The 23,031-nt window shown below is 49.6% G+C and carries 14 protein-coding genes and 1 pseudogene; 5 read left to right on the top strand and 10 right to left on the bottom strand.

The window, feature by feature from the left end:
* Positions 1–29: 29 nt before the first annotated feature.
* The 3 genes from ACFE8Q_RS26430 (at position 30) to ACFE8Q_RS26420 (ending at position 4,171) form a co-directional block, all read left to right on the top strand.
* The gene (locus ACFE8Q_RS26430) at positions 30–1,259 is read left to right on the top strand and encodes a hypothetical protein (protein ID WP_375448458.1); all 1,230 of its coding nucleotides are present in this window, start codon (positions 30–32) and stop codon (positions 1,257–1,259) included.
* Between the two features lie 82 nt (positions 1,260–1,341).
* The gene (locus ACFE8Q_RS26425) at positions 1,342–1,692 is read left to right on the top strand and encodes a hypothetical protein (RefSeq protein WP_375448457.1); all 351 of its coding nucleotides are present in this window, start codon (positions 1,342–1,344) and stop codon (positions 1,690–1,692) included.
* A gap of 52 nt (positions 1,693–1,744) precedes the next feature.
* Positions 1,745–4,171: a toprim domain-containing protein gene (locus tag ACFE8Q_RS26420; protein WP_375448456.1), complete on the top strand. Its 2,427-nt coding sequence runs from the start codon at positions 1,745–1,747 to the stop codon at positions 4,169–4,171.
* Positions 4,172–4,264: 93 nt separating this feature from the next.
* Here ACFE8Q_RS26420 and ACFE8Q_RS26415 read toward each other — a convergent pair whose 3' ends face one another.
* Positions 4,265–4,696: a hypothetical protein gene (locus tag ACFE8Q_RS26415; protein ID WP_375448455.1), complete on the bottom strand. Its 432-nt coding sequence runs from the start codon at positions 4,694–4,696 to the stop codon at positions 4,265–4,267.
* Positions 4,697–4,883: 187 nt separating this feature from the next.
* Here ACFE8Q_RS26415 and ACFE8Q_RS26410 point away from each other — a divergent pair.
* Positions 4,884–5,718 (top strand): annotated as a pseudogene (locus ACFE8Q_RS26410) (IS5 family transposase).
* Between the two features lie 125 nt (positions 5,719–5,843).
* Here ACFE8Q_RS26410 and ACFE8Q_RS26405 read toward each other — a convergent pair.
* The 8 genes from ACFE8Q_RS26405 to ACFE8Q_RS26370 all read right to left on the bottom strand — a co-directional run bounded on the left by ACFE8Q_RS26405 (position 5,844) and on the right by ACFE8Q_RS26370 (position 22,546).
* On the bottom strand, positions 5,844–7,283 hold the full coding sequence (locus ACFE8Q_RS26405) for a hypothetical protein (RefSeq protein WP_375448454.1): 1,440 nt from the start codon (positions 7,281–7,283) through the stop codon (positions 5,844–5,846).
* A gap of 86 nt (positions 7,284–7,369) precedes the next feature.
* Positions 7,370–8,725 carry a hypothetical protein gene (locus ACFE8Q_RS26400; RefSeq protein WP_375448453.1) on the bottom strand — a complete coding sequence of 452 codons (1,356 nt, stop codon included), beginning with the start codon at positions 8,723–8,725 and terminating at the stop codon, positions 7,370–7,372.
* 31 nt (positions 8,726–8,756) lie between these two features.
* Complete coding sequence (locus ACFE8Q_RS26395; RefSeq protein WP_375448452.1) at positions 8,757–12,326, bottom strand: 3-coathanger stack domain-containing protein; 3,570 nt, start codon at positions 12,324–12,326, stop codon at positions 8,757–8,759.
* 18 nt (positions 12,327–12,344) lie between these two features.
* Positions 12,345–15,905 (bottom strand): hypothetical protein, encoded by a 3,561-nt coding sequence (locus ACFE8Q_RS26390; RefSeq protein ID WP_375448451.1) that lies wholly within the window; start codon positions 15,903–15,905, stop codon positions 12,345–12,347.
* Positions 15,906–15,947: 42 nt separating this feature from the next.
* A complete protein-coding gene (locus ACFE8Q_RS26385; RefSeq protein ID WP_375448450.1) occupies positions 15,948–16,886 on the bottom strand; it encodes a hypothetical protein in 939 nt (312 codons plus the stop codon).
* A gap of 278 nt (positions 16,887–17,164) precedes the next feature.
* Positions 17,165–17,869 (bottom strand): hypothetical protein, encoded by a 705-nt coding sequence (locus ACFE8Q_RS26380; RefSeq protein ID WP_375448449.1) that lies wholly within the window; start codon positions 17,867–17,869, stop codon positions 17,165–17,167.
* A 3-nt stretch (positions 17,870–17,872) separates the two neighbouring features.
* A complete protein-coding gene (locus ACFE8Q_RS26375) occupies positions 17,873–22,210 on the bottom strand; it encodes a DNA/RNA non-specific endonuclease (protein ID WP_375448448.1) in 4,338 nt (1,445 codons plus the stop codon).
* A gap of 99 nt (positions 22,211–22,309) precedes the next feature.
* A complete protein-coding gene (locus ACFE8Q_RS26370; protein WP_375448447.1) occupies positions 22,310–22,546 on the bottom strand; it encodes a hypothetical protein in 237 nt (78 codons plus the stop codon).
* A gap of 60 nt (positions 22,547–22,606) precedes the next feature.
* Between ACFE8Q_RS26370 and ACFE8Q_RS26365 the strand changes: the two genes are divergently transcribed.
* Complete coding sequence (locus ACFE8Q_RS26365; protein WP_375448507.1) at positions 22,607–22,741, top strand: hypothetical protein; 135 nt, start codon at positions 22,607–22,609, stop codon at positions 22,739–22,741.
* On the opposite strand, the gene ACFE8Q_RS26360 is transcribed toward ACFE8Q_RS26365, so the two are convergent.
* Complete coding sequence (locus ACFE8Q_RS26360) at positions 22,677–22,940, bottom strand: transposase (protein ID WP_375448446.1); 264 nt, start codon at positions 22,938–22,940, stop codon at positions 22,677–22,679. The two genes, ACFE8Q_RS26365 and ACFE8Q_RS26360, sit on opposite strands and share 65 nt — an antisense overlap.
* Between the last annotated feature and the right edge of the window lie 91 nt (positions 22,941–23,031).

Below are 23,031 nucleotides of genomic sequence, written 5' to 3'. Positions count from 1 at the left end.
CGGACTGGTTAGCTAGTTGGCGAACGATTATGGAACAGAACAATCAGTCTGCCGAAGACAACACGTATACATTCACCCCTGAAGCGCCCATTGGCCAAGTAGCAGACCATAAATTAATTGACTTAACTGCCTTGCAGGCGGAAAACCAGGCTAATGAGCAGGCTGCTGGCGTAATGGCGCAGAATGGAATGGGTGCTGCTGCCTTAGAGGTCGATTCGTTGTGGGAATACGCACTTCTACGCGAAAATGACCGTGAGGACGATACGGAAGAGGTGGTTGGGGCTGCTAACGACGCAGCAAACGCTCGGCACTTCTTGACTCTATTTCGCGAAAGTTTTCAGGAGTTTCGTCAGAGTGCTGAATACGGTAAGCTCATACTGGGCGAACAGGCAAAATGGCGACCAACCCTTTTGGATGCAAACGGGAAAGTTGTTGGCCAGTTTAACCACGTGCTACTGAATCCGACACTTCCGCAACCGGGTAATAAACCCGTTGTCCAAATCATTCTGCCTAACCGGGATTATAGGCAAGAGATGGCTAACCGGATAAATCCTGAACGGCAACAAGCCCTGAAACACAATCGGCCTATCGCCTTTCTAGAACGCCGAACAACCCTTCAAGACGACGTTACGGTCCAGACCTTACTGGCTATGATGACCCCATCAAGTCCCGATCAACAGCAACGAATGAATCGAGCCATGCAGGAATATAGACAGGTACAAGCTACCACGAAGCCCGAAGATGTGGCGGGTCTCAGGCACTCTTTTCAACAGATTGTGCAGCACACACTTAGTCTACAGGGGTTTAGATATGAAGCTGTATTTGATAAAATGCTGGAAGTAAACCAGTTGCAGCGGGTCACTTACCACCCGGATATCAATGTATTGGGGGTGCAACCAATTCACCTGCAGTCAGTTCCGATAGCTTATAAAGGAGTAACCTTACAACCCGCCCAAATCAAGAATTTATTGCTGGGTAACTCAATAGAAGTTGCTGGGCTTCGGGATGAACGTCGGCCGGGATTATACAGGGCATCTGTTCAGTTCAATGTGCTAAGCAATAAGCTGGAAAGTGACTCTAAACGAGAAGAACTCAGGACAGATAGTAAGGCTGATTTCAAGCATCATCAGCGCGAAGTACTTCAACGTGGTTCTGACGATCACCAAACGTCGCAAAACAATAACTCGTCTACTAAAGCTCAGGCCGTTAGTTCTGCGGGTGATACAATCCAACGGCCAGCATTTAGACCTGGCCGCTAACTAATTCTATACTGTTTTGCACACTGACTTACCCGGTCAGCGGGAGCAGCGTGTGCTTTTTTAATTGGCAACAAATACCGTAATGATGAACGAAGACTGGAGTCTGGATGCCCTTATTCAGAAATGGGGTATAGAGCGTATCAGCCGGGCTATCCGACCGCTATTCCTCGGTGTCGATGCCGATAACCAGATTGATATACCCTCTGGCACTGCGTCAGATTGCGCCGCTAAACGGCGGTTTGAGCTGCCAACGTTCGTTGTCAGTGCCAGTGTTAATGACCCTGAGGTGTGGAATAGTGCCACGGCTACTCAGCAAAATGCAATGCTGATGGCCTGTTGCGAATTCCACCTCGATATAGGCAGTTTGGCCAATGATCTAAACGACGTCATAGAGCTATCCGGTGAGGATGGTTGCGACTTGTCTGACGAATAGCCTAAAGTGCCTAACTCCTACTCCCTTTACTTTTAAAACAACATAATAGGCAATGGACGTCACTGGACAACGTAACAAAGCATCCCGTGAGCAACTGGCTATTCTCCGGCACCTGAATCGTGAATCCGTCCGCTACGTAGCATTTGGCGATTTTGCCCTAAATGCCTTAGAGCAGACCCGTACAATTGGTCATATTCAACTTTGGATAGACCCGACGATGGAAAACCTGGAGCGGCTCAATACATCAATCAACAATATGTATGGTCCGCGCAATGCGACTACTGTACCAGTCTCGGTGGCTGATAACCCTGAGATGCGTCGTATGCTGACGCTGGGCACCGGGCAAGTCCGGGTCAACCTCTACCCCGCAATTGCCGGCTTCGAAGCGAACCAGTTTGCCAATGCCTTTGGCCGTGCTATGAAAGGGCAGGCAACGATGATTCGCCCAACTGGCCAATTTGATGGCTCCGTGGCGTACCGTCAATTGGGTTTAAATGATCTATACCAAAACGTACAGGCCAGTAACTCCTATCACAGGGCTTGGAACGTCGAACTCATCGAACGCTACGCTCAACAACGTAATCTCGAATTGACTCCAAACGCCTCTGTCTCTCCGGTTGTCAACAAGCGACAGCCAGAGCGAATAAATAGAAACTTTGACCAGATCCGGGACGAACTGGATTTGGAGATCGTCTTACAACATTACGGCTACCGGGTCGACACAAAGAAATCCCAACCGAATTCGCCCTGGCGTATCTATGAAACAGGGGTTCAGGGTGATAAGCAACGCTTGGCCGTAGCTGCTTTACAGGGCCACAAGACTAAAATCTTTGTGGATCTCAACGACTCCGTTAACTTCCGGGGTGACATCTTCAAATTTATGGAAAAGATGGAGCACGGTAATTACCGGCATATTTTCGAGGTCGTTGACCGAATCACGATGAAAGATGGGTATGCTCAGGAAAAGGCACAGATACCAGCACTGCGTCAAATTCCGGAAAGCTACTTTCTGAAAGATACGTTGCTACGCGAACAGGATTTGCAGCAACGCTACAACATTGGCCCCTTGACAAATACCAATTACTTAAATAGCCGGTCGCTCACCCTCGATACATTATATAGCCCTGAGTTTGATAGTCGAATCAAGAATACGGCCTACCAAAAAGACGATAAAACGATCGTCAATACCGCTTTTCCTCTATATGCTCGCGATGGGCGGATTGTGTCACTTGATGTCCGTAACTCGACTTACAAAGCGTTTCCTGAGGGCGAACGGGGCGAGGCCCTTTGGCACTCGAACCGTTTCTATATGAGCCAAAGAGAAGTCCCTTTAACGGATGGTAGCCAATTGTCGGCTGGGATAATCGGTACTGCTTATAGAAGCCAGGATAACCAACGTATAGTGTTTAACGTTAATGGTCAGGGTTCGGGCGATCAGCGTATTGAGTTGCCACTAAAAATGGCGAAAGAGCTGTTGCGGGAGCAACCTGCCAACCGTATTGTTGTGACAGAATCGGCCGTTGATGCGCTGTCGTTCAAACAGCTTAATCCCGAACTGGAAGGCGAACGCCGCCTGTATATTGCCACGGCTGGCCAGCCGGGTGGGCGGCAGGTTGGGTTTATTCAGGATAAGTTAAAGGAGAATCCGTTAGCCCAATTGGTTATTGCGCAGGATGGCGACAACCCGGGTCTTCGCTTCGCCATCAACTATCTGGGGCTTGAACACCCCGCCGAAAATCCAGATCTTAAAATCAAGCCATATATTACGTATTCTGCCCCTGCCCGATCTGCCTTGCAGGAAGAGAAAGTAGACTTGGGGAGTCAGTTAACCAATTCCGAAGTTCTGGCAAAACCAATTACGCTAACGGGAAAGCCAATTGAAGAAGGTAGTCGAGAGTTATTGGGTACTAACCGTCTAACGCTTGAGGTACGTTACCCAATAGGCGAAAATGCGCAAAATGGTCAGCAGCAAAACGAACAGTTTATAGGTAAACTCATCAATGACCTTAACCTCTTCATCCGAAAATATGACTACAACAATGATTCGTCTGATAAGGAGAACAAGGTGGCTGAGTTCCAGCGGGAGACATTACTCGACTCGTCAAGTAACCGGGTAATAACACGAACGGTGATTCATTTTCCTAATGATTCGGTGTTGCTGGGTAAAGTGCTTAATCAATTGACCAAAGAGGTTGATACCCGGCAGGGTCAGCCACTTTATCACGTCGTCAGGCCGACACGTCAACAGAAAGATTTCAACGAGGTGCTGCAAAACCGTAATGGGCAGCCACTGCCAACATCTCATAATTTACGTCTTGGTGAACCACCCAAGATTATTCCCTTTGATAGAGTTGGTCATGTAGCCAGTCAGCAACTAAACCGACAAGTCAAGGAAGCAACAACTACCCAAAAAACCCAGACCCCTTCCGATGTAGCAGAGCAGTCTATAAAGAAGGGTCCTTCTAAACGAATTGGGTAAAACTGTACTGAAAAAATCATGTTATTGAAAAGCCGCGTCCAGACTCGACTGGATGCGGCTTTTCCGTGCGGTTTACTGTACCGCTGTAATCACCTATTTCTTTTTACTAATAATGATTGAGCGGGTACCTTTGCTGTCTGTCACATCCAGATTCAGGGCAGTACCATCGGCAGTACCTACCTTTGTGTTGGCATTATATAAGTCTGATCCTTTCACCTCAAACGTACCCAGATCGTTGGGGGCATCGGCCTGACCGGTAGCTTTGATTAAAAACACAACTCCTATTGTAGTAGCCGTCTGTCTGGTCGTTGCCAGTTGCCCCGACAGAGTAGTGACTACACTGCCACTAGTAGCTGATGTGGGAAGCGTATAAGTGATGCTGGTTCCGCCAGCGCTGGTTTGCTTGAGGGAGGAGACTTCATACGTACCTGCAACCGCACTGGCAGCATCAGGGGTTACGTCGTCACCTTTCTTCCCGCAAGCGGCAATGGTTACTACAAATAATAGGTAAAATACATTCTTCATTATACACCAAATTTTAAGTTGAGTTGCAAAAATATAAACAAACGGAATATCCGTTAAGAAATTTACTTAAGACTGTCCGTTAAATATGCTGGTCCAAAGCTGAGTAATATTAAGAGCCTATCCGGGAACAGAGAAAGACTGACAAAGTGAGCAATTTTGTGGTATCTGACATCACAAAGTCACTCCCATGCAGGCTTTCCGCTACGAAGATGAGCTAAATTCTGACTTTTTACCACCCCTCAGCCTATGGTTGGCGGTCGAACCCCTATTGCCCCAGCCTGTGAAGCCAACCAAAGTGGGGCGAAAAGCCAAACCAAATCAACAGATGTTCACCGCTATTTGCTATCGAATCAGAACGGGCTGTCAATGGAAGGCCTTACCCAGATGTTTGGGCGCAGGTTCCACGGTGCATGATCGCCACCAACAATGGGTAGAAGCGGGGGTGTTTGAACGACTTTGGGAACATGGGTTGCTAGAACTTCATATCGAAGGGGGCCTGGGCTGGTCTTTCCAATCCATTGACGGGTGCACCACTAAAGCCCCCTTGGCGGTGAACAAACTGGGGTCAACCCCACTGATCCAGGCTAGATTGGCACTAAACGGCATTTGCTAACAGAAACTAGCGGTCTGCCTGTCAGCCTGTTAGTGGCAGGGGCAAACGTATATGATAGAACACATGCGGACGCACTACTGGCGGCCATGCCCTTTCTCTCTCCCTGTCGGTTGAGGATCATGCCCTGCACTTTTGCGCTGATAAAGGCTATGATTCGGCTGATATCCGTTCGGCCATCGGCTTGTTAGGCTACAGCGATCACATCAAAAGTCGCGGGCAGGAGTATCAGGCTAGTCAGGATCTACCAGGCTACCGGGCCCGTCGATGGGTCTGGGAACGGACTCATAGTTGGCTCAACCGATACCGGGCTTTGCTGGTGCGTTGGGAAAAGAAAGGGGCCAATTACAACGCGCTGCTATTTTTAGCCTGTGCTCAAGTAGTCTGTAAACGATCAATCATTTTCGGGTAGGCTCTTAATAGACTCTTGACAAATGCGATCACAGCAGGCAGTCAGAGCAGCATCGTGAGGTATTTGCAGATAACGCTTTTTTATGATTACACATGGTATCTTACTCAATAGGACCGTTACCCAATTTAAGGCTTCTTCAGTGGTACCAGCTCCCTCTCCAAGCGCTCAATGCGCTTTTGCTGCTCAAGAATATACAAGGTTAGTTCCTCGATCTTCTGTAAGAGTTTAGCATCCATAGCTCCTAAGGCGTAACCATCCCGCTTAACTTCGGCTTCAGAAGGGATACCTGGCAAATGCTTTTTAGTAGCAATGTGTTCTCTAACTGATTGCAGAGAAGGTAAACTGTATGCGTCGTCGAAGACGAAATCAGCCCAGGCACCGGTTTTTACTTCAACCTCACGAGCGCCAATGATCCCTTCTACAGCTAATTTAAAGTTACCCGGGTTAATCGTACCGATACCCACATTACCAAGACTTGAGAACGCCATGACATCACCAAGCCCGGGTCGGTGAAAACGGGATACGTTACCGGTAGCATACCAAGACCACTCATCGAGCCATGGCTCTGTAGTCCTGGCCGATTGTTGATCTCGGATACGTATTTGGGATCCTGGTCCTGTGCTAACAATGCCCCCTGGCCCATGTACATGGAGCTGCGCATAGTCAATAGGGCTTGTCGTGCCTATGCCAACGTTACCGCCTGATCCCCAAATGCCTTTCGGTAAGCCTATGTGGGCTGCACCAAAGCCTCCATCATACCCCAGATCGATCATACCACTCCCGACTCGAATAAAATCGACTCGATTTCCAGAATCATGAAACCCTATGGTAGAGTAATCCTGAGCATTGATCAATAAGGTCGTTTTTGTTGACCAGTCTGGATTGGTAGGCGTAGAACTCGTGTTTATATCACCAAGGCTCAGGTAGCCATCCTCTGTAGCTGGGGCGTTCACATTAGTACCAAGAGTCATCCCTCCTCCAGTTACATGCAACTTGGAGATAGGCGTTGATGTGCCAATCCCAACTTTGATAGACAACGGTTGATTATTAGCGTCTATAGTTCCACCCAGAATAAGGGAATTATTTATGGTAGCTTTGGCATATGCCCCGATGGCTGTAGCGTATTGCAATCCACTTTGAGCCGTGACGGGGCCTGAAGAAGGACCAATATACGTGTTATAAGAACCCGTAACTTGATTAGCGCCCGCTAGAAGGCCAAGCATTACGTTTCGAGTGCCCGATGTTAAATTCAACCCTGACCAACGCCCGATGAAGGTGTTGTTATCACCCACAATCTTATTGCCCGCTCCGTCGCCTACAGCCACGTTTCCAACCTGACCAACTAGTTGCTCGCCTGCTGAACCCCCAACAATTGTATTAAAGCTACCGGTAGTCAACTGGCCGCCTGCTGACCGACCAATTGTTACGTTAAAATTCCCCGAAGCGCCGTTGAGAGATTGTCCAGCATACTCACCAAGTACAGTATTGCCGGGTTGGACCTGAGCAAAGGCCAATCCGCTTTGCATGCCGTAACATAGCAATAGAATTGATTTTATCTTGTTCATAATTTATTCAGATTTCACGTAAGCAAGTTTTGATAGTTCGAGGGTTGCGGTGTTGGCACGCCATGTATGAGATTAGCAGCTTACAGTTAAACAATGCATGTACTGGCTTTTTTACGGACCAGGGACCGGAGTTCGTCAATTTGTTTTTGCTGGTCAATGATGTAAAGGGTAGGTTCCTCAATCTTTTGAAGTGGCTTGGCGGCATCCATGGCCCCCAAGGCGTAGCCATCACGCTTGACTTGGGCTTCAGAAGGAATCCCAGGTAGGTGCTTGTTAGCACTAATATGGGCCTCGACTGTTTTTAGCGAGGGCAGGCTATAGTTATCGTCAAAGACAAAGTCGGCCCAGGCTCTTGCTTTTACTCCCACTTCACGGGCACCAATTTTACCTTCAACTGCGAGTTTATACGCTCCTGGGCTCTGCGTACCGATACCAATGTTCCCTTTTGCTTTTATGAGCAGGGCTTCTACAATACTACCCTGATTCTGACTGCGTAGCTGAAGATCGCTATCTGTATTGGCACTCACTGCCTGCTTAGCAAAATTTCGAGCTTGCAGATAAGCTGTACCTGAACTCATTTCTCCCTCGTAGGCACATAAGAACATGTTACCCCTCGAATATATATCACCCGCAACTGACAGCTTTAAAGGTGGATAAAGATTGCCAATACCAACGTTTCCATTACTTGAAAATGCTATAACATCCCCTAGATCAGGCCGATGAAAACGAGCTATGTCGTCGGTGGCGTACCAGGCACATTCATCTAACCAGGGCTCTGAAGTTCTAGTCGATTTCTGGTCACGAAACCGCATCTGTGCACCTGCTCCCGTCGTCACAATTCCTCCTGTCTCATTAACATGTAACAAGGCATAGGCAATAGGCATACTGGTGCCGATACCCAGCTGGCCCTTACCATTCAAATAAGCCAGGGCTCGTTTTGAGGCCACTCCCGTCATTTGCCAGAAAGGGAAACCACCCCCGTCAGTATTGCCAATGTTACTATTGATTGACGACAAATCCGTGAGGCCACCAGTCCAGTTAGCACCGATTGTTAATTGTGAATTACCAAGCGTATTGACGACGTTGGTGGGATAAGCGCCATCCATATTTTGATAATAGATGCTGCTGAACCGGCCATTTGTTGTTCTGAAATCACCATAAATCTCTAGCCGAGAGGTGGCCGAGATGCCTATGCCCACATTACCAGAAAAATTGACGTCTCCGTTAGGTCGGAATTGAGTCTGTTGATTAAAATCCCATACGCCACTATAATACGGGGCGATGAATAGTGTTTTTCGACTATCCTCCGGATTATGTAGTATCCACTTGTTATTAGGTACGCCGTTGTCGATTATCGTGGCTTGGCCAAAGGTCAGTGTATCAGCCAGAAGCAAGCAGGTCAGCATCACTAGCAGCCCCTTGAAGTATTGAGTTTTCATCATATGCTCTATTTATTCAGCTAATTCGGTAAGATTACTGACAAGGTTTGACTTTAGCCGTAAAGCCGGCCCCTGATTTAATGATGAATCCTGTCTTCAGGCTAAGTTTAGTCCCAGCGGTAACGTCCAGTCTGGCACCCGGTTGAACTAGAACACCCGTTGTATTGGTAGTCAACTCATTACGGGCGGCGAACGTATTAACCGTCGAGTTGGCAAACGTACCGCTGACTACCAGTGGATCAGGGCCGGTTGTACAACCACCAACCAGGAACATTGAATGGGTGGCTGTAGCTTTACAGCCATTATTATCTATAACAGTCACACTGTATGGGCCAACAGCAGAAACTGAAATTTCTGGTGAGGTAGCACCATTACTCCAGTAATAAATATCGCCTCCAGCGGCCTTCAGAATCGTTCCTTTTCCTGCCATCATACGGGGAGGACCAAGAATTTTTGCCGTAGGATTAGGGGCACTGATTATCATTACACTATCTGTCCGAATACAGCCATCCTGATTTTGAGCTTTAATGCCATAAAGACCAGTGGTAGAAAAGGTTGCTGTTGGAGACGTGCTTCCAGTAGACCAACTGTAACTAATGGCATTAGTTGCATTAGCGGAAAGCGATGCAGGTTGACCGCCACAGATCGTGGGAAAACCGGTAAGAGTCAACTTAGCTAAATTTGATACCGTAACAGTTACCTGACTGGGTGTACCACTACATCCGCCTTGAATAGCAGTAGCACTATACACCGTCGTCGAAACGGGTCCTACAGTATGGGTCGGACCTACGAAACCGGTAGACCACCGAACTTTCCCTGTCCACACGGATGAGTCTGGCTTAAGGGTTACGGTCTGGTCCATGCATATGGTTTTGTTAGCAAATACGAGGGTAGGAAGCGGGGGGATGACTGTTACTTTCAATGGTTTAGCATACGCACTTTGCTGATCTGCTGTGCGGCATTGGGCTGATACTGTCATTGAAGCTTGGGGAGAAACGACCAGTTGTATTCCGCTTTCACCTGATGACCAGTACACTGTTCCCGGACAACCATAGGCTTTCAAGGCCACTGATTCACCGCTGCAAATGGTTGATGATATAGCTACCAATTGAGGAACGGGAACCTGGTCAAGTACTTCTATGGGGAGGGTTGCTTTGGTGGTAGCTCCGTCATTATCAGTTACCAATACATCAACGTTGTATAATCCAATGCTACTAGGCGTACCCGTAACCGTATTTTCGGAGATGGACATACCCTGTGGCACTCTCCCTGCTAACAATATACTCACTACCATACCATCGGTATCAGTGAAGCTATTGTACGCTGTAGTATAGGTAAACAGGTTACCCTTGATCGCTTTAAGGCCTACCAGTGGTTGAGTTAGCACAGGTGGCTGGTTCGGTGTAGTCCCCGTAAATGAAACACACTTGACAACAATAGGCACCCAGGTTGATAATTGTCCCTCCTTGCCAATGGCTCTGATTGTGTATATGTAGTAACGATCTACCTCAATACTGGCATCTGACACGGCTGTAGTGCTACCATCGACCGATTTCCAGCTTGTTGGTTTGGCCCCCAGCAAGCCTTTATATATTTCATAGCCCTGAGCTGTGTCAGCACTAGTTACCCACCGCAGAGCTACCTCCGAACTACTAGTTGTCGAACTCATATTAAATTGAGCAGAGAACGAAGTTGGCGAGGCTATCTGGCCAGTTTTGGGGACTATGACTTTCAGAAACTGGAAGCATTCTTTAGGTGTATCGTCAGGACGGAAACACGATTGATTATTAGCTAAATCATACGCCAGCATACTGTAGGTATAGGTACGTCCGCCCGTAACCATATTGTCGATATACCGTGTACTAGTATCGCCCGCAGCGAAGTTGGCAACTACCTGCCAGTTCTCCGTTTCAACTGTCCCCCGACGCAGCAGTTGGTGACGAATAGGCACCACGTTAGCTTCCGGACTACGATCAAAAAAAATGGTTACCCCATTGTCTCCTACCTTATATTGGGTCATGATGGGCGGCATGGGTGCTTTCTTATCTGGCTGAATATACTCCGCATACCCATAGGCAAGTGACTCGTGAAACAGTGAATCGTAGGCGTAGACGTAATACTTTATTACCGGGAAATCCACTTTTCGGCTAAGCGTATCCAGGATAAACGTATTTTTTTTGATGCCTCCGGACACGTCCTGTCGCTCAGTATCATTGCCAATTCGTCTGTATACTCGATAACCAAGCAGGTCTTTTTCGGTATTCTTATGCCAGCTGACCTTGATGACGTGTTTATCTTCAGTTGCGCTAGTTGCGAGGCTGTCAACTGCTGTGACACTTGTGGGTGTTGCAGGCGGTTCTCTATCATTTTGAACGATAATGTAAGCCAGCGAATGGACGGTATCCTTCTCTATTCCTACTGCTGATACCCTTAGGAAATAGGTTTTAGTCCTGTCAACGCCAGTCCCAGTAAAGGCATTATCGGAAAATGTCAACTCAGCAATGGTAGGGTTGACTTTCGTAGGATGGAGGGCTACAAATCCGGTCATGTCCTTGTTTGATGCCGATACCCAAAATCCGGTAAGCAACGTGTCAAGCCGGTTATTTTCACCAACTTCCGGGTACTTCCACCTAATGGTCTGTGAGTTACCCGTTCTTTTAACCGACTTAATAACGGGCATATTTTCCTGTGATTGCAAAAAGGTCACCGAGCGGGGAGTTGAAGCGACTTGTTCGCCAAAATAGCTAACACCAACCAGTCGATACTGATAGGTACTTGTCCTGTTGGGAAGTTCATTTCGATAATAGAGATATTTCGTCGAGTCCGTCGCTACCGGATCAATCCGAACTAGGGGCCGCCTGGTCAACTGGCGATACTGTCCGGCACCGTTTGTCGCCCGTTGCACATGATACCCGGCATAGGTGTTGTCGAATCGCGTTTCATCCCAGCTCAGCGTTACCCGCCGGTCAAACTTTGCGAGGGTGTCAAGGCGAGGAGGAGGTAAAGCCGTAAAACCAGAAAGCGATAAATCAACGCTTACAGAGGGAATTGACAGGCGAGCACTGCCTTGCAAGACGGTTGCTGACGTACTGATCGTATACCTATACTGCTCCCCCGCTTTTACGTCCGTATCGATAAAGCCAAGGCCGGCTTTGACAGCTGCGCCGAAACTCAGATCAGCGGATGCCATAGCATAGGTATATCGCCCACCTTGCAGGGCTGTTTCACCACCAGCTGGCGGAGTTGGAGCTGGGCGGTTTAGTGTGTCTTTCAGATCCGTTGTCATGATAAAAAGAACCGCATAGGCTGCACTGTCTCGCTCGAAATACATCTCCCAGGCGGAATAATCTGCGGGCTTTATTCCTTTAACGGTGAAAGATTTAGGACTAGAACCACCGGCAACGGGTAGCACCGTTGTACGTTGAATGGTATAGCCAGCGTCGTTAGCAGCCAACCAGGTCTGAGGCGAAGAAGGGCGCCAGCGTAGGAGTAGCCGGTTAGCCTGGGCCCGTTTCAGGACGTCCAGTCTTGGTGGTGACGTTTGGGCAACTGTCGACCATTGGACTAGCAACAGCAGGGCACAAATAATTGAAATTGTTCTCATGACTTAAGGCCAACTGCTCTAATTACGACAGACATTTCCAACGGTTACTGATGCTTCGATACCACCAACCCTAATGGCCGCTTCAACTCCAAATGGCTTAAATCCATTTCCCCGCATGTATAAAGCAATGGTGCTGTCGAAAACGACCCAGTAGCCACTGAAAGGCCACGGTCTGTTGACTCCTGCCCGGACGGCCGCTGCAGCATAAAGTTGCCCTTGGGCCAGCCAATTACGGTCTGCACAGGGTGAATTACTTGAAAGCATGATATCAAATCCTGCTATAATCCGGCCCCGTGCAAAGCCAAACCAGCCTGATTCATCAAAACTGAATTTAGCTTCAGCACCCAGTGCAAATGCCGTTCCTGCTCGTAGAATTTCCTTCTGTCCAGGCGTATACACTGTTTGGTTTTCATATTGTCTAGCCAATGTTGGGAAAGCTTGTAGTACTTCCTCTGGCGGGGCAGGAAAAGCAGGAATGCCTTCGCCCAACATCAAGTAGGCAGAAAGCTGCAAACCACCATACCGCACGCCCATACGGTTCCTGGGTGTACCGCAGTGGATATGCATATCGTTCTTTTGAAAGTTGATGTCGATTGCTACAGCCCTGCCTGCATATCCTGTGCCGACTAATTTATCTTTATTGATATATAGTTCACCCTTGATATACACGCGGGGTTCTGTGAAGCTGATCAGAGCCGCGATGTAAGCAGCTATCTCTCCCTCAAGTGCTACTCGTTCAACTGAACCGTAAATTTCTTCATTATGCTTTTTAGCGACGGCCTCCATCTGCTCCTGATCCATCTCAGGTCGCTGGTTCATTAGGTCGCTGGCATCTTTACCAGCTACTTTTGTCCCCATAGCATACCTGGTGTAGGCATTGTCCGAGCCAAGCGTTGTAGTTGTGACCGTCGTGACGGTATAGGTATAAGGCTCAGGTGGCGTTTCTTCCCCATACCCTCCTTCATAGCCGTAGCCCCCGCCGTAGCCGTCACTATAATCATACGACTGAGGATACTGGGTATAGGTCTGGGTGTATACCTGCCCTTTGACATTATCAGCTCTGGTACGACCAAATACCCCGCTTCCTGCCAATCCTATGCTGTTTATGCCGTAGCTACGGTCGAGGGCAAATTCAACCGAAGCGCGTCCTTTGAAGGTGCCGGATGGTGTCTGAAGGCCGACCATCAGCTTAAAGCCAAAGGGTACTTGGTAATCCGGGTAGTAAGCAAATAAGGGGTTCAGGTTGCTTTTGAAATAGCCGTTCGAGTAGCTAACCTTATCATCTGAATTGACCAGGTGGGGTTTCATATTAAAATAGATTCCCAGCCCACCACCATTCACTTCTAATGCTGGTAAAATCGGGACTCCATCTGGCAAATCCATGAAGGCATCTACATAGCCAAACCGAAATTGTTCCTCTTTACGGTAGCCAAATGCGGCATTGGCATAGACGTTAGCCTGGAATGGCTTTTTGATACCTACGCGTAACGATCCTGTAAAGCCTTTTGCATAATCTTTGTCATAAAATCGAACGTACCCGTCAAGGTCAAATGAAGACGTTGTTGCACGAACGTCTACATCCTGTACAGCGATGTTGTCAAATCTCAGCGTGGCGCTCCCATCAACAATGACATATTTAGTCTTTATGATGACATTGGTTGACCCACTAATTTGATTGTCCGCCAGAGCCAGACGTAAGCCAAAGTCTATCCAAAGATTGTCTTGACCTCCGGGGTTCTTGGCAATACGGGTGATGCTGACCGGAAAGCCCGCTACTTTTCCTCCATTGTCGGTATAGCGAAAGTCGCCCACTGTTACGTAGGGCGCATCTGTTTTTAGTACGAGGTTAGTAAACTTAACCTGTGGCATACCAATCGTGTTGTTCTCCGGGTCAATTGGGTCGTTTTCGTTAAGGGTACCTCCTGACTCAGGAGCAGAACCAACTTCCGTTCCGATGATGAACATCCCGCTCAACCGGGCAGAAGGCTTAAATGCCCCATCCTTGACGACAAGGTCAATTTGTGATCCTCTATAGATCACGCCGTTTGCGCGCAGAGCAGGGATACTTACAGGCAGGTTATCGTCATTGCGGACGCTGGCCATGTACGTGTTTGTAACTGGGTCAATGACGGCACCGTAACTGAACATTGTCGGTGTCAGGGGCGTTTTAACGCGCCCGGCGAATCCTCCTCTAATAAGGGTATTTTGCCTGAATTCCAGTTCGAGGGCATCTAGTGTGAGTTTCCAGCCGCTACCATCGAATTCTTTTCCGTTAGGTTCACTCTCCGATTTTCGGTAATAAGCGGCACCCGATACACCGGTGCGGTCGATCAACACGTCTCGTGCCCCCAGTGTCATCGCAGAGGAAGCATTCCTGGCTTTGAACTCGTTGGGCAAGAGTACATCAAACTGCCTGATGTATACCCCTTGCCAGCGTTCGGTCATGTCGCCCTCATAACCAGGCGGAAATACCACGCCTCCATCGGCGTTCTTAATATCACTCAGGTCAACTACTAATTGAGAGAGTCTGAATCCAAATTTAGGATGTTTGGCCAGTGCAAATGAAGCACCTGGCCCAGTCTCAGTACTACCAAAGCTCACCTCGGCTAACAGGTTTCGTAACCCCGTCTGAGTGGTGATCCTGAAATCAACAGAAACCCGGCCTGTTTCAATCTGGTCCCGCTTCTGTTCATCGTAAGGGACCAGAACATCACGGGGGAAGATGATGGCCGCCCCCAAGCTTGCCTCCTTAAACGAGTTGCAGGCCATATCGACGTAGGTAGGACTGCCCGCATCAGTGATGCCGGTTCCGCCTCTTAAAACTAACGTCCACGACTTCATGGGCACAACAAAGTCACCAAGCAAAACAGCCCTGAAGCCCGTGTCGCCATTCAAACTGCTGCCCAGCCCCCCTTCCCGGGTAAAGGGCACATTGTCGACGCCTAAAAACAAGTCGCGGGTTTTTAGGGCAGGGTCGGGGTTGTCGGTGGTAAATGTGAGTCGGGCAAAAATCGTCAGTTTAGCGCCAGTGGGGGTAAATTTCGCCTCCAGAATACCCAGGATAAGGGATGAACCATCTGTAAGCTTTTGGCTGAGGCCAATCGGGCACTTTGTGAGGTCCTCAAAGTTCAGGCTTTCCAATGCCTTAACCTTGTCTGGGTTTTTGTCCAGATAGCTCATTAGCCGACGGGCAGTGCTGCGGTCACTCTCGGCCTGTTCGCCCACAAACACCGGCAGGTCGGTCATGGCATCTGGCTTGACGATTACCTGGGCTGACTCTAGTTGAGGCTGCATGCGCACAAGGGCCGCGTCGAGTTGACTCTCTAACTGAGGCGAGACTGCCATAGAGGCAACGGGAAGCACTGCCCCCAGAACTGAACCCGATGCTGGCTTGTGGACGGTACCCGACGGAACGATCTTTCTTTTCGCAGGATCAATGGGTTCTTCGCCACCATAGCCATGGGGGACGGCAATAGAGACGCCATTAAAGCCGAGTAGCAGCCCGCCCACTAGCCAGATCAACCAACCCGGGCGGTTTGGTGGTCGTATCGCCGCGATGACAGAGAAAAATAGTCGCATAGAGTTGAAACGTAAGGGGGTGCGTTAACGAAGGGTAAATGGCTAGTAGTAGCGGTAGTTCTCGGTGGCCTGTGTTACCCATTGGCCGCCAATCCACTCGGCCACGATTCGTTGTGCAAGTCGGTCGGCCGACCCGACGGTATATGTATAGCGAAGGCGACGACCACTGAACAGCTCGCTTACCTGGCCGGGATTATTGACACTGAGCAAGTCAGCTCCGCTAATGCCAGGATCGAAACGCAGGGGCAAGCCGAGTTGCTCAGTGATACGGCGGCGGTAGTTGGGCAGGTTGTCTGCTTGCCAGGTCGCTTCGTCTACATTTCTCGTGGCCGTGTCTTCGTAACGAACCAGGCGGACATTGTCTAACTGCCATGTGATTGCCGCCCGGCTAACCTCCCGCATCGGAGTGCCTGCTAACCGCTGCCAACCTACTAATTTACCAGCCTCATTATAGGTGTATCGCTCTTGATAATCGCTACCTAAATCAACAGCTATCAGTTGGCCCTGCACATTGTAGCTGAACGATCGCTGTACCGATATGAGCGAATTACCTACCAGCAGATTCTCGCGTTGGCTGGTGATCTGCGTACCGGTGCGGATGAGGCTAACGGCCAGCGTTGTTTGGGAGTCAGGTGCACTCACCAAACCGCTGATGGTTGTGTAGGAAGTGAGTTGAGCGGGCAACGTAGCGTTGACCACTGCGTACCCGAAGGTGGTAGTCTGGCTCCCTGCCAGGCCAACCTGGACGATCTGACGTAGTGACCCTGATAAAGCTGCGCTATCGACGCCGACGGTGGCGGTTGTAGCGGTGGCGGGACTGGTAACGGTGGTTGAGCTAACCACCGTTAGTGAAGTAGGCTTGGCGGGGGTATCGGGCGTTACCGAACTGGCATCTTTGCAGGCCAGGAGTGCCAGCAAGCCACATGCAGCCAGTAATGGTAAAAACAGCCCTGTAAATGGTGGAGTATTGATAAACTTCATGCAGCCCGAATGAAACCGTTTAATGCTTGCCTACACCGGCATACATGGCTTCACTCCGCTACAAAGAGACTGGCTATTTGTCCCTTAATCAATCGCGGTAGTCCCCTATTTCCCCTAGTAGTTAACCACTATTTTTCACGTCTCTACGTGCATATGACGTACCTGGCGATCGTGTTGAGAAGCCTTAAAAACAAAGGAACGTATCTACAAAGCTCCTCGACACGGGAATACTTTGTAGATACGTTCCAAATCACGCTTAAGAACTGACGCTGGCTTTGTTATTTTACCAGATACATTACGTCCCGCTCTAAATTGAAGTCAGATTCCTCAAAAGGAAGCTGAATTTTTATGGTGTTCCAAGCAGGGAAATGTCCTTTCAATTCGCCTGAATCGATCCAGTTATAATATTCCAGCCACATCTTGCGCTCCCAGCCATCGAGTTTGAGCGGCTGTGTTTGCGGTACGCCTCCAATGCTGATGCGATACGAAGCCGAAACCTTCCCCTCCCGGACGTTGAGCGTAGCCGAACCCGCTTCCCAGACGGTATTATCGGGCAACACGCCCGACAGGTGCTCATACACTCGCTCGGCAAGCCCTGACGCGGCCGTATTAATACTGGTAATTTTCTGCTGGAAGACACGCTGATAATTCATCACGAAGGAATGTTCAATATTGCTTTCCCGATCCATGATGAAGGTCACCTCATTCCAAGGGTTGTCTGATTCTTGGCATTCATGGAAATATCTTGACAATAAGTCACTTATCAGGTAGCTACTCGGAATTCGAACTCCACAGTCATAGCCAGCTTCATCAATGTATCGAGGTTCGTTAACCTGCTCATTTCTATCGGCATAAGTTAAGCCTAAGCCACTGGCATCGCTTCTAAAGAAGCCATGCAGTATTGCCTTCTGCCAAGCATAATTGCTTAAAGCTATTGGCACCTCATTCCTGATAATCTGATAAACGACATCAAGTGCAAGCATATATCAAGGGTTTGGTACTCTATCCAAGTAGTTCGGGTTGTTAGCATCCGTTTGTTCGGTATTTCCGTAAAAATACCTTACAAAAAACACTTCTGGTCTTCGCCACGGCTCATTAGGCTTGTTAGGTGGCGTACCAGCCGTGAAAGTAGGCGTGATTATTACACGCACTTCAACAGGACTGGTAAATCTCTGTGTGCCAATAGGGGCTTGCTGCGTACCATTACGTACTCGCGCCCATTCGTTTTCCATTGTCTTCCACGTACCTATGCGGTTTGAGAGTGCGTTTTGCGGAAAATAGTTGATCTGCTCTACAGGCCCATGAAACCGCGCGCCAATCATGTGGCCACCGTCGTCTTTTTCGCCCGTATCGGCCGTCGCATCGGCATCTGCCGCGCTATCACCTGTTTTGCCATGTTTTTCAATCTTAGCCTGCCCTTGCAACCCATTGTCGCGACGGCTATCGCCTCCGCGCCATAGTCGGCCCGTAATCAGGTCTACACGTCCGGCTGCGTCGGTACGATATGTAAAATCACTATCCACAATATAGGTCACATTCGTAATCAGCGGCACTAAGTTAAGCAGTTGGTTACGAGTGTTGACTCCCTGCTGCGTACCCGTACCCCCAACAGCTCGAATTTCACTACCAACGAACTCGTTCCAAACAACATTGTTAGTTGTGATTTTCACGTAATTAGGTCTAACTTCTGTGACTTCATAGCGATTAAATCGGGGGCTGCCTTCCGGGAACAGCACGCGCTTCACGGCATACAGGTAGTCAAAGCGTTCTTCGTAGTTAGAGCGGAAGAGTTGCGCCCAAGTATCGACCAAACTAACAGTAATGTCATCCTTGTGATTGGTCAAGGCAACCATCCGGGGATCAGCCTTCGTGTAATCGCCCATAAATTCAACCACCTGTGCATCTGTCATTGAGAGAACTTTATTAGCAACATCTTTTAAATCGTTGTTTCCCAATGTTGTACTACATAATTTGGTAATACCCGCAATACCGTTGGCCGCCCCTTTAGTTCGTAAGCGGGCCAGGGTTCTACACAACTCAGCATCGGGATTGCGGCTACTGCATTCAGTACAGTTGTCGTTGGTCTGGGCCACCAGCACTACTGTGCTGCCCACCACCAGCGCAATGGGCTTAAGCACTCCCTGGTAGATCTTGGCGATCAACGTACCTGTGCCACTGGCAGGCCTTACCAGAGGGCTAGGCAGAGGTATGTTAGCTGGCAGTGGAACGGGATGGATAATGACTTCCGCCGCAGCTTCCAGTGGCTCCGCAACCTGACCAACGCCTGTTGAGCCATTGCTCGGAATTCGGTAGGTTAGTTTACTAGGGGCACTGACATTCCCTGCCGTTTTAGCTTCTCCAAGGAAGTTTGAAGGTACATTTTGAAAGGTATTAGTTGCGTACTGAGTCGCCGCCGTTGTGATACCATTGGCTTCTTCGACTACCAGGCCAACCGTATTCGCACCACTCTCCGCGGAGACGACAAAGCTTGCTCCGCCGCTACCAGCCACCGGTGGTCCGGTGGGTGTACCCTCGAAAAGTACGTCGAAACCAGCCGCGCCACCTGATCCGCCTTTTCTGAATCGTTTACTTACCCCGCCCATTTTGGCCAGCATTGGCCCAACTCCTTCCTGGATCGAAGTGACCAGGGTACCCATTCCTTTTACAGCCGACTTGACCGCAAAGACAAGTGCCGCTACATCAATGATGTCTTTACCAATTTGATGTTGAAGTGCACAACTTGTCTTGCCAACATGGTCGGTCTTAATCTCATTGATTAAGCGAGTTATTGTGGTCATGCTAAGGGTGGCCGAGATCTTGTTTTTGAGCTTCGTCCGCTCTGCCTCGTCCGTCAACGAGACTAGAAAGTCGGGCAGTTTTCCGATAGCATCGGCTATTTTACCTGCTGCCTTCGCTGTCCCACTAACTTGGCCAACGGCACCATTCCAAAGTCCGCATGTGAAGGCAAAGTTTTCGGCCCCTTCAGCACTTTGTGGCCAGCTATTAACAACAAATGGTATTGGCGTATAATTGGGATCCGTGCAATCCCAATACTCTTGCGGAATAGTCAAGCTTCCGATGAACGTACCTAACCCATTCAGCATTTTTTCAAACGGATTCCCTGTCAGGTTTTGCGCTCGCATAGTGCGCAGGAATTCGTGGTAAACTTTATCCCACGCGCTCTTGTCATCCCCAATCTTCTTTTTAATGTTCACTCCAAAGAAGTACTCATATTTAGCTGGACCGGATTGAGGGTAGTCAACCCACAAAATTACTTCATCCGCAGTAGGGTTATTTGCCTTTTTGGCTACGACTGCCCGATCGGCCGGAGCGGTCCCAAAATCCGTTACGAAAACTTGATATTTAACATTTTGCCAAACTGAGTTACCACCGTTGCTACGCTTTGCGGCATCGTTGCGCAATAAGTTCAACGCATTATTGCTTTCTGTACCTACTTCAATAGTGTTACTAGGCAACAGATCATAGCTAATCTGATAGTTAGCTTCACTAAATAGGCCCTCTGCACATTTAGGATACTTTGTTGTAGCCTGATTGACCGTTTCCTGGATGTTTACGTTTACCTGGGACGCGGTACACGGCGTGGGTGGGTTTTTCTTGAGATATGCTTGTTGATAAAACCCTTTTAGGATGCCGTCAAGATGAAGTGAAGAGTATTTAATCAATGTTCCACTCCCCGGCGTAACAAACCCATAATAGCCCGTGCTTCCTCCTTTTATATCAGCCGTATAACCGTTCTTTAAGGTAACGGTTACCTTACCGACTTTAAATGATGTGACTAACGTTGTCCCAAGTCTGCCTCCTGATGAACCAGTGCTAACATCCACAGGCCGCTCGGCTTTCCAAGCGTTAGGGTCTGGCTTATTCTCCTCCGCAATGTCATCGGCTATCTTCTGTAAGTCATCCACTCGCTGACTGAGCTGATCGGCCGTTGGGCAACCCGTTGGCTGGGTACAGTTGAGCAGGGCTTCACTTTGCTGCTTATAGGCATCGTACTCCGCCTTCAGGCGCTGCTTCTGCTCCTCGGTCAGCGCCTCGTCGGCCAGCGCGGCTTCATACCTGGTGTTCAGCTCCCGTATTTTGACCTTTTCAGCATCACTGCCCTTGTAGCCCTGGTAGGCCGCCTTGAGCTGATCCGAGAGGTCCTTGAACAGATCGGTAAACAGTTCAATAGGCACGATGTTACTCCACGCGGGATCATACTGCGTCGTAACGCTACCGCCCACCATCTCCAGACAGTCGTTGATCACGGCATTGGCAAAGATCACCGACACGGGCAAACCGAGGCCTCCAAACAAGGTCATGCTGACGGTTCCCTTCCCACTCCAGCCACTGGCCCCGCCCGATAGGTCGGTGATCCTCACCACATAATCGCCCGCGTTGAAGCTATCCCCCACAAACAGACGGGCCGTACCAACGGTGTTGGCAGGAGCCGTTAAATTGACATTCTTGCACTCCCCATAGGGAGCCGTCTGGCTACTACAGGGCGTGGCCGATAAGGTAATGTTGGTCTGGCACACACTGGTCTGGCCCGCTGCCGACAGCGTCAGGCTATACACGCCCCGCTGAGTGGCTGTTAAGCTACTGGCGTTGCTAGGCGCGCCACTGGCCAGACTCCAGGAGTAAAGGGCTCCTGTCAATGGCGTGTCACTCAGGCTCTCGGCTCTGATTGTGAGCGGGTCAAACTGGTCAGTCGTACCTGCCTTACGGGGTAGACGGTCGGTTTCTTTCCCCGTGGCATCCGTCGCCACCAGCCGGATGCCGCAGTCGGCGGGCAGGGTGAAGGGGCAGGTGGCCGGACTCAGCACAAAGAACTGATTAGTACCACCCGTGGTCAGCGGTGCCCACAGGCCGTCGTCGGTGGCCTCCACACTGTGGGGCTGGGGCGTAGCCAGGGGGTTATTAGCGTCGATGTTGACCAGATCCAGCGGGTCCAGCCGGTAGGTGTTGGCCTCCGCCTGGGGCACCAGGCTAAACTGCTGGGCCAGCGTCTGGCTGACCGGCACCAGGCTGAGGCTGCTGCCATTGTAGTACTGCACGGCCTTGCCGTTCACCGCCGAGATAAGCCGGAAGCTACCGCTGCCAGCGGGTTGCAAGGCCCACACCTGATCTTTGCTATCAGTATTGAGCGGCTGCACCTTGATGGTGTTGTCCAGACCGGGGTACATCACCTTACCACTATGTTTGGCCGCCAGGCGGAAGCAGCCATCGAAGCGGGTGACCGTCACGGCTACGGTGGTGGCGCAGGCTGTTTGGCAGTTGATACAACGTACCTGATAGGTGCCCGACTGCTGTGGCTCAGTCAACGTAGGTTATTTCATAAAAATAATTGCTTAGAGCATGTTGGGGAATTTTGTTTGGTGTCAGTTGTCTATCCGTTGCAGCATGATTTGAATGTTGGCCAATTACAGCCAACTGACCGAAGACGATATGGTTCTTTCGTAATCCTTGACGATGCGACGGAAGAAATTGGTCCACGCAATGGTTTTCTCAACGACCCACGGCTTGGCAACAGGCACAAAGCTACGTGCTGATTCAGGCCCTGAAGCCTTCTCAAAGTCAATGCTCCATCCGGCTAACTCTCGGGCAAACACACCATTGTACGCCTGATCGCCAAACACCTTTTCCAGACCTTCACTCACACGCCACAGTGAGTCACCTATCAACTCAACGGCAGCGGGACCATCACCTTGCTGGGCAGCATGTACCCCCGCTATCCAAATACGGCCCTGGGTATCGACAAGCAGTTGCCGTTTACGTCCGTTAACACACTTATGAGGATCGAAGCCGCAGCGGCGGACCGCCTCTACCTTGCCGAATCATCGGGTGAAGCTTAACAGATTGTGAGTCAACAGGCATAGCTGACGGAAGCGGGGCTCTGCCTAAGTCTTGTCGATCCCATTCGTTAAGTGTGGCATTGATACGGCCCCACAAGTTGGCTTGCTTCCAGTGGCTAAAATAGTAATAGACAGCCTGCCAGTGCGGCCACTGCGAGGGTAGATTACGCCACTGACAACCGGTTCTCAGTAACCACAATGGCCCACTGGTAGTCGGTCAATGGTTGCCACTGCTTGGTCATTGCTTTGTTTCTTGGTCGATACAAAGTTGACTCGGCTACCAGTCCCTT

Origin of the sequence: uncultured Fibrella sp., assembly GCF_964250085.1 — a bacterium.
Taxonomy (GTDB): Bacteria; Bacteroidota; Bacteroidia; order Cytophagales; family Spirosomataceae; genus Fibrella.
Note: the sequence above shows the minus strand (reverse complement) of the source record. Positions and strands in the feature narration are given on the sequence as shown.

Coding starts and splice junctions, on each gene's coding strand:
- ACFE8Q_RS26380 (WP_375448449.1), bottom strand. CDS start 17,869: ATGCTTGCACTTGATGTCGTTTATCAGATTATCAGGAATGAGGTGCCA.
- ACFE8Q_RS26425 (WP_375448457.1), top strand. CDS start 1,342: ATGATGAACGAAGACTGGAGTCTGGATGCCCTTATTCAGAAATGGGGT.
- ACFE8Q_RS26405 (WP_375448454.1), bottom strand. CDS start 7,283: ATGAACAAGATAAAATCAATTCTATTGCTATGTTACGGCATGCAAAGC.
- ACFE8Q_RS26400 (WP_375448453.1), bottom strand. CDS start 8,725: ATGATGAAAACTCAATACTTCAAGGGGCTGCTAGTGATGCTGACCTGC.
- ACFE8Q_RS26395 (WP_375448452.1), bottom strand. CDS start 12,326: ATGAGAACAATTTCAATTATTTGTGCCCTGCTGTTGCTAGTCCAATGG.
- ACFE8Q_RS26365 (WP_375448507.1), top strand. CDS start 22,607: ATGTACCCCCGCTATCCAAATACGGCCCTGGGTATCGACAAGCAGTTG.
- ACFE8Q_RS26415 (WP_375448455.1), bottom strand. CDS start 4,696: ATGAAGAATGTATTTTACCTATTATTTGTAGTAACCATTGCCGCTTGC.
- ACFE8Q_RS26430 (WP_375448458.1), top strand. CDS start 30: ATGGAACAGAACAATCAGTCTGCCGAAGACAACACGTATACATTCACC.
- ACFE8Q_RS26385 (WP_375448450.1), bottom strand. CDS start 16,886: ATGAAGTTTATCAATACTCCACCATTTACAGGGCTGTTTTTACCATTA.
- ACFE8Q_RS26390 (WP_375448451.1), bottom strand. CDS start 15,905: ATGCGACTATTTTTCTCTGTCATCGCGGCGATACGACCACCAAACCGC.
- ACFE8Q_RS26420 (WP_375448456.1), top strand. CDS start 1,745: ATGGACGTCACTGGACAACGTAACAAAGCATCCCGTGAGCAACTGGCT.